Here is a 9286-nt window from a genome sequence, read left to right as displayed (position 1 = left end):
CTGCCGTTTGAATTCTTCGCTGAAATAGCGAATAAATTTTTGCCCAGTGTTCTTGGTTTTGTCCATCTTTTGATACGTTTTAAGTTCAAAATTTGGTCAACTTATTTCAGGACGGGACAGGATATTGATATTTTATAATACGACATTACCAATCAACCAATAACCAGTAACCAGTAACCAATAGACCAGTAACCATTAACTAAAAAACTATGCAAAATCATAAATCAGAAATTACATTAAAAGATTATTTCACTTTACATTTTGTAGTGTTGATTTATGGTTTTACGGCAATTCTGGGACAACTTACCACCATTCACACGCTTGGATTAGTGTTTTTTCGTACTTTTTTAGCTACTGCTGGCTTTTTTATCTATTTCAAAATCAGAGGAATATCCGTCAATATTGACTCAAAAGGGAAATGGCAATTGTTAGCAACGGGTGGAATTATCATTGCCTTGCATTGGTTTACTTTTTTCTATTCGGCAAAGGTTTCTACGGTAGCAATCAGTTTAGCGGGGATTTCTACAACCTCATTATGGACAAGTTTGATTGAACCATTTCTTAACAAAAAACGAATAAAACCCGTAGAGGTAATGTTGGGTGGAGTGGTGGTTTTTGGACTTTATCTCATCTTTTTATTTGAATTTAATCATATTTGGGGATTAGCCTTAGGAATTGCTTCGGCAATAACGGGAGCTATTTTTTCAGTTTTGAACGGACAATTTGCCAAAAGATATTCGCCTCAAATTATTACATTTTACGAAATGTCTGGGGTTGCCATCACTACCATTATTCCCGTTTTGTATCTGTTTTTCTTTGGAGATTCTACCATCAAAGTTATTCCCGAAGGTTGGGATTGGCTTTGGATTGCCATATTGGCCTTTGTGTGTACGGTGTATGCGTATTCAAAATCGGTTGATTTAGTCAGGATTTTTTCGGCATTTACTTTCACTTTGACCATAAATCTTGAGCCAGTTTACGGAATAATGCTCGCTTACTCAATTTTTGGTGAAAAAGAACGCATGACATCGGGTTTTTACCTTGGAACTTTGGTAATTTTGGGTTCTGTTTTGATTTATCCCTTGTTACGAAAAACTAATGTATGAAATATAGCACACAGAAATACCTCTCATTCCTTCTCATCATTGCCCCCATTTTGTTTTTCGTTTTTTATGTTTGGCAATATACAATTAATGTTCCTTTTTTAGATGATAGTCTTTACTATACCAAATGTTTGGTTGATGTAGAAAAAAGCGATTCTGCGGTAGATGCGTTTTGGATTTTCATGAAACAACATACCATTACAGAACACAGAACGCCTATATCTAAATTTACAGCATGGTTAATTTATAAATTTACGGGTAAGTTTGACTACGTAACTTTGGCTCATTTGGGCAATTTAGCCTTGTTTGGAATGTTGTTTTTGTTTTGGAGATTCTTCAAAAAACATGGTTGGTCTGTCCTTTATTTTACGCCAATTCCATTCTTGATTTTTCAGATGCAAACTTACGAAAACCAATTTTGGACGATTTGCAACTGGACGTATTACCCCATCGGTTTGCTACAAATGGTAGTTTTGTATCTGTTGAGTTACCAAAAACGCAATAATTTACTTTATGCCATCATTACGGCTATTTTGGTGACATTTACATTTAGCAACGGGATGTTTGTGTTTTTACCTGCTGGCTTATTGCTGATTTACCAAAAAAGATACAAAGCTTTAGGTGCATTTATTGTGGTGGGCGTGGCTTGTGTGGCATTATATTTTAGTAACTATAAACCTTCACCAATTGCACCGCATGAGTTTTCGTTAGTTCATTTATTGGGCGGTTTTATCTTGATGTTAGGCTCTTATGTGGACGTACAAGGTTTGCATCAATTTTCGGCAGTGACAAGCTCAATTTTTGGTATTATTATCTTGTCGCTAATGACTTGGGGAGGTATTACATTATTGAAAGATTACTTTGAATCAGAAGAAATTTCAAGTAAAAATACCGAAAATAACGACTTCCAATTTATCATTTCTTCCATGATAGTTTTATGTATGTCGGCAGGTGCAGTGGCATATTCACGCTATTCGGGCGAGTTTGGTTTTGAAGAAATGTTTGTTAGTCGCTACCGTTTTATCAGCGTTACACTTTTGTGCTTGGGTTATTCATTTGTACTTTTACTGGTTAAAAAAGAAGTTACTAAACGTCTTATTTTAGCTTTTTTCTTACCAATTACGGTGCTTTTGTATGTTTACTCTTACTATTTTATCCATGAAAATAACGTTAATTTTCGGGAGAAATTAGTAGCCGCCACTTACAATTTCAAACATCATAATAGTTGGGTTTTGTATCCATTTGACAATGACTGGACGTATCAAGTTGATGTGGAAAATGTAGCGGCAATCAAAATGGGTATTTATCAATTACCAACTTTACCTTTTACCGCATTTCAAGAGGCGATTAATAAGGATACGGTTCAAAATGCGAGTAATTTGCCTTTAGCATTGGAAGAAAAGAAAGACCGATTTATCCTGAAAAACGAAACACTCAATGTTGAAAACCCTTTGATTGTAGAGCAAAATGTTGTCCTGAAATCGAAGAGAAATACGTATTTATTACCGCTAAAACGCCAACGAAATAAAAGCCGAAGGGATTTTCTTTTCCGCCAAAATTATTTTTGGAAAGGTTTTGAAACAGATATTTTAAAAAATACTTTCATCCCAGACGAATACACTATTGGACTTTTGAAAATTCAGGATGGAAAATATAATATTCAATATAGTAATCTGAAATTAAAATTGTAATTATTGAAGTTTATGAGTTGATGAGTAAAGGGTTTATGAGTTTAAAGTTTATGAGTAATGCACATTTGGTCTCTCATAAACCCATAAACCCATAAACTCTTTACTCATAAACTCATTTTCTCAAAACTCTCATAAACTTAGAAATTGAAAAACTTTGCCAGCATAGCCTTGTGGCTACTATTTTTGATAACCGTTGTTCCTGTTGGAATTTTAGCATTTTATAATCATCCTTCCGTAGCAGATGATTATTGTTTTGCGTACATGACTCGTGATGTTGGATTTTGGCAAGCCCAAAAATTCTATTATGAAGGCTGGTCGGGACGATATATTTCCAACATGATTTTTCATGCTACGCCTTTGGCTTTTGGTGTATTTTGGTTTGTAAAAGTAATGCCATTTTTGATTTTGGGCTTATTGTACCACGCCATGTATTCTTTGATTGGTGAATTATTGAAGCCATCTCGCCAAGGCCAATTATTATCAGCGGCTACGCTTTTGAGCTTATTTATCATATTTTCATCGAGTGTGGTTGATACTTTTTATTGGTACACGTCAGTATTCATTTTCCCGACTTCCCTTTGTTATTTTCTGTATCTAATTGTTGTCATTTTACGATATTATCAACCTAAATATCAGAAGATTAAATATCCAATTGCTCTTTTGGCAGCCACTTTGGTATTTTTTATGGTGGGGTCAAATGAAGTAATGATGCTATTCATTCTTGTTTTTTTAGGAATGATTTGGCTGTATATTTTAGTATTTGAGAAAAGATTTGACGGTTTTATTTTCTTCTTGATGATGGTTGGGGCATATTTTGCTTATTTCTGGGTAATTAAAGCAAAAGGAAATGAAATCAGAATGGCGGCGGCGGGTGGTCAGGTTTTTGGAGGTGCTATTGTTCAATCAATTAAAAATGCTTTAGAGTCAACTTTTTGGAGTACTATAAATTGGGTAAAACTTCTTTTACCAGCCTTGATTTTATATAAATTAGTTTTTTTAAAAAGATACTATGTTGTTAAAGATAGTGCGTTTTTAAATGTTCATATTTGGGTACTTAACGTTGCATTGTGCGTATTAGTTTTTTTGATGTTTTTCGTAATACATTATGGAAATGATATGGGGGTTCCTGACCGTGTTAATAATATTATTTTTGCCATTTTCATGATTGGTATATTTTTTATAGTTACTGTGATACACTATCAATATCCAACTCAATGGGAAGTAAGTAGTATGTTAAAGGTTTTTGGGTTTATCCTGTATTTGCTAATGTTTACTGTGAGTATTCCGAAAAGTACTTCAGGGCAAAATCTGAAAACCATGTACGCTGATATTCGTTTAGGAATTGCCAAACGTTATGACCAAGAAATGACCCAACGTTATAACCATATTATGACTTCAAAAACGGATACAATTTATGTTGCTCCATTGAAGAATATTCCAAAATCATTGTGTTTTGATGAAATAAAAACCAACGAACAACACCTTTGGAATAAATGCTATGCCACGTATTTTGGAAAGAAAGTGATAATTTTGAAAGAAGAAAAGTAAAATCAAACTTCTGTTTTCAATAATAGTACGAAACTATAAACTATTTGTCGCAGACAAATTTAGACCACAGATTGAACTGATTTTACAGATTTACACTGGGACTCACAGTCTGGGATGCACAGTCAGATAAAATAAAGAAAAATCAGCGAAAATCAGTATAATCCGTTTCATCAGTGATCTATCGTTTGTCTTGTGACAAACCCTTTATAAAAGGCTGATTGCCGTCTGCCGAAAGCCATAAAAACATGACAAATAAAGACTTATACATATCCATCATTATTCCTTGTTTCAATGAAGAGCAAGTAATTTCGCACACTTACGAGCGTGTCCATAAAACGATGCAAAGTTTTGAACATCGTGGTTATGAACTCATTTTTATTAATGATGGAAGTAGAGACAAAACGCTTGAATTATTGCGTGGAATTGCTAAAAATGATACAAATGTTAAGATTTTAAGCTTTTCTCGAAATTTTGGGCATCAACCTGCCGTGACTGCGGGCGTTAATGCTTGTACGGGCGACGTTGCGATAATTATTGATGCTGACCTTCAAGACCCGCCAGAGTTGTTTCCCGAAATGGTAAAAATCCATTTGGAACAAAACGCTAACGTCGTTTATGGATTGCGTGGCGAGCGAAAAGGGGAGACGTTTTTCAAGAGAATATCAGCAAAATATTTCTATAAATTGATAAACTTTCTATCAGATACACCACTTCCCGTTGATACAGGCGATTTCCGTTTGATTGACAAGCACGTTATTGAGGCTTTCAAAAGTTTACCTGAGAAAAACAAATACATCAGAGGTTTAATCAGTTGGATAGGTTTCAAGCAAGTACCCATTATTTACGTGCGTGAAGAACGTTTTGCGGGTGAGACAAAATATCCATTGTCAAAAATGATAAAATTTGCCTCGACAAGTTTGCTTTATTTCAGTAAAAAACCGCTTAAATTGGCTCTCAGCTTAGGTTTAGTGAGTGTTTTGGTCGGTATTGGTTTAGCAATTTGGGTAATAACGGGCTTACTTTATCGCCCAGATAGTTTAGTACCTGGTTGGGCTTCAACGATTATCGCCCTTATCTTTTTTGGCGGTATTCAGTTGTTGACTATCGGTGTTTTGGGTGAATATTTAGGAAATATGTTCGAGGAAATCAAGAACCGCCCAGAGTATATTGTTCATGAGAAAATTAACTTTTAAATTAGGTAGCACGGGAATCCTTCCCGTGTATTTCAGTACGCTTCACGGGAAGGATTCCCGTGCTACAAACATGAAAAAGACACTAACCCAGATAGGTATTATTTTACCTATCTTTTTTTTCATACTGATGCTATTCACCTACGCCGTGAATGTGCCTTGGATGGACGATACCGATGCTTTTCCAGATTTTTTAGGAAGATTTTTAGAAGCGAAAGACTGGAACGAAAGAGCTTGGTTATTGTTTAAACCCAATAACGAACACCGTATTGTGTACGCCAAATTGATGAATTTGTTGCACTACGCACTCACGGGTACACTCAATATGCGGACGCTCACGATAATGTCCAATATTACACTTTTTGGAATATTGTGGATTTTTTGGCGAGTAATTAAAGAGCAAAAAATAGCTCCAATGTATTTTTTGCCTGTTCCTTTTTTGCTTTTACAGCCTCAATATTACCTCACAAGTCTTTGGACGATTACAGGTTTTCAGTATCAACCCGTTATTTTCTTTGGGTTATTGGGCGTTTATTTATTGTCGAGAAATACGCTTTTGACCTTCTTTGGGGCGGTTTTAGCCGTTTTCTTCGATAGTTTTACCATGAGTAATGGTTTATTTTATTGGATGGTTGGATTGGTAGTTTTGGCTTTGCAAGGACGCTATAAAATGTTAGGTGTTTGGGCAGTTTTTGCGGTAGCAACTTTTAAATTATACTTCTACCGATTTGACACCGAAGCCAACGACCAAGGCTTTCAATATTTCTTCAAACACCCGCACGAAAGTTTCTTTGGTTTTTTTACCCATTTAGGCGGAGGTCTTGATTTTCAAACACTTAGTCCAATCCTGATTCGTTCTATTGCTCCAACAATTACGGGTTTTATCTTGATTGGCGTTTGTATTTGGTGGATATTTTTGAAGGTCATTAATACCAAAGAAAAATTCTCTCTTATAAATTTTTGGGAAAAATTACAGTTAAGATTCAATAACGAACCATCAAATTATATCATTTTAGGAAGCCTTTTGTTCTTGATAATCAATGCTTTGGTGATTGCTATTTTACGTCCAAGATTTGGATATTTTGTAATGATTGTGGGTAATTATAAAATTTATCCTGCTACGATGTTAGTGGTTGTTTATTTAATGTTACTAACGGGCTGGCTGAAAAATATCAAAAGTCAAAAGGTATTTAGAGTATTATTGATTAGCAGTATTCTTTTCAATATGGCTTCTTATATTAAATTTTTGCCCGAAATTCACGAAAGAAGGAAAGATTTATTAGTCCGTGCTTTTAATCAAGAATACAATAAAATAGGTTTTGGCCCATACGTTGGCTCAGATTTTGACCAGTATGTTCAAACCTCATTGGGGAGATTAATTCCGAAGGGAATTTACCAATTTCCGACAAATACGGTTTTTAAGACCTCAGAAAAGGAAATTTTGAGTAATTTTGCTGATAATCAAAACCTTAAAGTCAACGTTTCGACGGTTAATAAGGAGATTTTCGTAGAAAATTATGACTTACCTACTGGTTTTGGCTTAAATGATGGAGCGTATTTGATATTGAAATCACCCACAAAAACGTATTTGATTTACGAAAAACGCTTTTTGTATAATTTCAAAGACAGTGGCTTTTTTATCAAAATTCCAGAGAAATATTTAGTTCATGCGACGTATCAAGTAGGCGTTTTTTGGGTAAAAGGAAACGAACGAAAAATCTATAAAACGGATAAAATAGTTGAAGTGAATTATTGATTGTTTTAGATAATTTGAACAAAATAAAATTATGGTACACGCTCAAAAACTTACTAATCTTCAATTAGAGTTAGTTAAACTTTTTAGCTACAAAATAGCTGAAAATCAGGTGCTTGAAATCAAACAATTATTAAGTAATTATTTTGCAGACAAGGCAACAGAAGAAATGGATAGACTTTGGGAGGAAAATAATTGGACGGAAGAAACCATGAAAGAGTGGTCAAATGAACATTTAAGAACGCCTTACAAATGATGCGAATCATTTTAGATACAAATGTTCTATTGGTTTCAATTGGAAAGAAATCTCAATATAGACCTATCTTTGACGCATTCTTACAACAAAAATATACATTGATTATTAGTAATGATGTATTATTGGAATATGCTGAAATCATTGAATTTAAAACCAATGCTTTGGTAGCCAATAGATGACTTTTTAGATATAGTGAAGAAATTAATTTAAAGAATAAAATGCAAGTTTGGAAATTTGGAGGTACTTCAGTCGGGAAGCCCGAAAGAATGCACTCTATCAAAAATTTGATTACCGAAGATGGTAATCGTAAAATTGTTGTATTGTCGGCTCTTTCGGGTACGACCAATGCCCTTATCTCCATTGGAGAATCTTTGAAAGCCAATAATGATGCAGAGGCGGTTGAAAAAATCGACACTTTGTATGCTCATTATGAGGAATTTATCAAAGAATTATACTCAACGCCAGCAGGATACGCAGAAGGTAAGGCGATTATAGAAAAGGAATTTTCATTTATTCGTTCTTTGGTGAATATCAAACCATTTTCGGTAAAACAAGAAAAGGAAATCGTTGCAGAAGGTGAATTGCTTTCTACGCAAATGTTTGAGGCGTATTGCCGTGAACAAGGCGTGAAGTCTGCTTTGTTACCAGCTTTAGATTTCATGTTAATTGATGCTGATAATGAGCCAGTTCTGAAATTTACAGAAGAAAAATTAGGTGGAATTTTATCGCAATTGACTGATAGGCAATTATTTATCACGCAAGGATTTATTTGTCGTAACCCACGTGGTGAAGTAGATAACTTAAAACGTGGTGGGTCTGATTATACCGCATCATTAATTGGTGGAGCAATCGTAGCAGAAGAAGTACAAATTTGGACGGACATTGACGGAATGCACAATAACGACCCAAGAATCGTTAAGAAAACCTTCCCAATTCGTGAATTGACTTTTGAAGAAGCAGCTGAATTAGCGTATTTCGGAGCGAAAATTTTGCACCCAAGTACCATTACGCCTGCTAAAATGAAAGGCGTTCCCGTTCGTTTGAAAAATACGATGGAGCCGTCGGCTTTTGGTACGTTGATTGCCGATAAAACATCTGACCGTGAAATTAAAGCGATTGCAGCCAAAGATAATTTGACGGCGATTTACATTCACTCGACCAGAATGTTGAATGCTTACGGTTTCTTGCGTAGAGTATTTGAGGTTTTCGAGAAATACAAAACGCCAGTTGATATGATTACGACTTCGGAAGTTTCCGTTTCTGTAACCATTGATAATGATGAGCATTTAGATTCTATCATGGCAGAGTTACGTCAATTTGCTGATTTAGAGGAAGTTGATAAAGACCAAACTATTGTTTGTATCGTTGGAAACTTCTCGGCAGACAAAGAAGGTATTGCCTTGAAAGTATTAGAAGCGATGAAAAACATTCCAATCAGAATGATTTGCTATGGAGCTTCCGAACATAATATTACGCTTTTGATTCACGGCAAAAACAAAGCTGCGGCATTGAATGCACTGAACGAAAGATGTTTCTTGTATGAAGATACAATGAAAGAGATTTTCTCGGCACCGTGATAATTAGCAACACCGTTTTAAAAGCCGTGTTGTGATATTTGCAACACGGCTTTTTGTTTATCTTTGTGAGTAGTAATCTTTCCCCAGCCTAAAGGCATGGGGATAATTATAGATTTTGGCTAAAGCCGTTGCTTACAAATACTTGAATAATCTGCCTTTTTTTGATAA

Annotated in this window: 8 protein-coding genes; all 8 read left to right on the top strand. The window is 35.0% G+C overall.

Annotated elements, in window-relative coordinates:
* Positions 1 to 209: 209 nt before the first annotated feature.
* Positions 210 to 1106, top strand: coding sequence for a DMT family transporter (locus VB796_RS14090; protein WP_323347203.1), 897 nt, complete (start codon positions 210 to 212; stop codon positions 1104 to 1106).
* Positions 1103 to 2794 (top strand): hypothetical protein, encoded by a 1692-nt coding sequence (locus VB796_RS14085; protein WP_323347202.1) that lies wholly within the window; start codon positions 1103 to 1105, stop codon positions 2792 to 2794. Before VB796_RS14090 ends, VB796_RS14085 begins: the two co-directional genes overlap by 4 nt.
* Before the next feature lie 144 nt (positions 2795 to 2938).
* Positions 2939 to 4342 (top strand): hypothetical protein, encoded by a 1404-nt coding sequence (locus VB796_RS14080; RefSeq protein ID WP_323347201.1) that lies wholly within the window; start codon positions 2939 to 2941, stop codon positions 4340 to 4342.
* A 245-nt stretch (positions 4343 to 4587) separates the two neighbouring features.
* Positions 4588 to 5535, top strand: coding sequence for a glycosyltransferase family 2 protein (locus VB796_RS14075; protein ID WP_323347200.1), 948 nt, complete (start codon positions 4588 to 4590; stop codon positions 5533 to 5535).
* Between the two features lie 70 nt (positions 5536 to 5605).
* Positions 5606 to 7288: a hypothetical protein gene (locus VB796_RS14070; protein ID WP_323347199.1), complete on the top strand. Its 1683-nt coding sequence runs from the start codon at positions 5606 to 5608 to the stop codon at positions 7286 to 7288.
* A 31-nt stretch (positions 7289 to 7319) separates the two neighbouring features.
* Positions 7320 to 7541, top strand: a complete 222-nt coding sequence (locus VB796_RS14065) for a hypothetical protein (RefSeq protein ID WP_323347198.1) — start codon at positions 7320 to 7322, stop codon at positions 7539 to 7541.
* On the top strand, positions 7538 to 7720 hold the full coding sequence (locus VB796_RS14060) for a PIN domain-containing protein (RefSeq protein WP_323347197.1): 183 nt from the start codon (positions 7538 to 7540) through the stop codon (positions 7718 to 7720). Before VB796_RS14065 ends, VB796_RS14060 begins: the two co-directional genes overlap by 4 nt.
* A 39-nt stretch (positions 7721 to 7759) precedes the next feature.
* Positions 7760 to 9118, top strand: a complete 1359-nt coding sequence (locus VB796_RS14055) for an aspartate kinase (RefSeq protein WP_323347196.1) — start codon at positions 7760 to 7762, stop codon at positions 9116 to 9118.
* Positions 9119 to 9286 lie beyond the last annotated feature (168 nt).

This window comes from Arcicella sp. LKC2W (assembly GCF_034931005.1).
In the GTDB taxonomy this organism is placed as follows: domain Bacteria; phylum Bacteroidota; class Bacteroidia; order Cytophagales; family Spirosomataceae; genus Arcicella.
The sequence above is the reverse complement of the archived record's forward strand: the minus strand, read 5'-3'. Positions and strand labels throughout refer to the sequence as shown.

What these genes read in the sequence shown, in the direction of transcription:
- VB796_RS14090 (WP_323347203.1), top strand. Translation starts at nt 210, where the DNA reads ATGCAAAATCATAAATCAGAAATTACATTAAAAGATTATTTCACTTTA.
- VB796_RS14070 (WP_323347199.1), top strand. Translation starts at nt 5,606, where the DNA reads ATGAAAAAGACACTAACCCAGATAGGTATTATTTTACCTATCTTTTTT.
- VB796_RS14060 (WP_323347197.1), top strand. Translation starts at nt 7,538, where the DNA reads ATGATGCGAATCATTTTAGATACAAATGTTCTATTGGTTTCAATTGGA.
- VB796_RS14075 (WP_323347200.1), top strand. Translation starts at nt 4,588, where the DNA reads ATGACAAATAAAGACTTATACATATCCATCATTATTCCTTGTTTCAAT.
- VB796_RS14065 (WP_323347198.1), top strand. Translation starts at nt 7,320, where the DNA reads ATGGTACACGCTCAAAAACTTACTAATCTTCAATTAGAGTTAGTTAAA.
- VB796_RS14055 (WP_323347196.1), top strand. Translation starts at nt 7,760, where the DNA reads ATGCAAGTTTGGAAATTTGGAGGTACTTCAGTCGGGAAGCCCGAAAGA.
- VB796_RS14085 (WP_323347202.1), top strand. Translation starts at nt 1,103, where the DNA reads ATGAAATATAGCACACAGAAATACCTCTCATTCCTTCTCATCATTGCC.